Raw genomic sequence first — 526 nt, forward strand, 5'->3', positions numbered from 1 at the left:
CCCGAATAGTGGTACATGAAAAAAACACCTCCTGAATTCGCATACTAAGTATGCAAATTCAATGGAGGTGTTTTTGGTTTGAAAACAAGAGTTCATTACCCAGAAGAAATCAAGTGGAAAGTGATTGAGATGAAAAAGGATGGTTATTCAAATCGCACCATTATGGAGAAACTCGGAATTAAAAATGTTTCTCAAATTAAGACATGGATGAAATGGTATCGTACTGATCAAACGTATCGTTTTCAACAACCTGTAGGAAAACAATATTCTTATGGAAAAGGTCCAAAAGAATTAAATGAATTGGAACAGCTACGATTAGAAAATAGACATTTAAAAACAAAATTACTTGTATGGGGAAAGTATCTAGAAATCGAAAGGGGCTGAAACCAGAAGCTGTAGTTACTTTATGGAAAGATGTAAAAACAAAAATAACGGTAAAAGAATTGTGCAACGTATTAGAAGTACCCCGTTCTACATTTTATCGCTGGTTACAACGGACGGAGGATCTTAGAGAAGATATAGAAGA

General features: G+C 34.4%; 1 pseudogene. It reads left to right on the forward strand.

The features are described 5' to 3' along the window. Positions 1–78: 78 nt before the first annotated feature. Positions 79–526, forward strand: a pseudogene (locus tag FOT98_RS31100) (IS3-like element ISBt2 family transposase); the annotation flags it as partial.

The organism is Bacillus sp. HY001, assembly GCF_007558965.1.
In the GTDB taxonomy this organism is placed as follows: Bacteria; Bacillota; Bacilli; order Bacillales; family Bacillaceae_G; genus Bacillus_A; species Bacillus_A mobilis.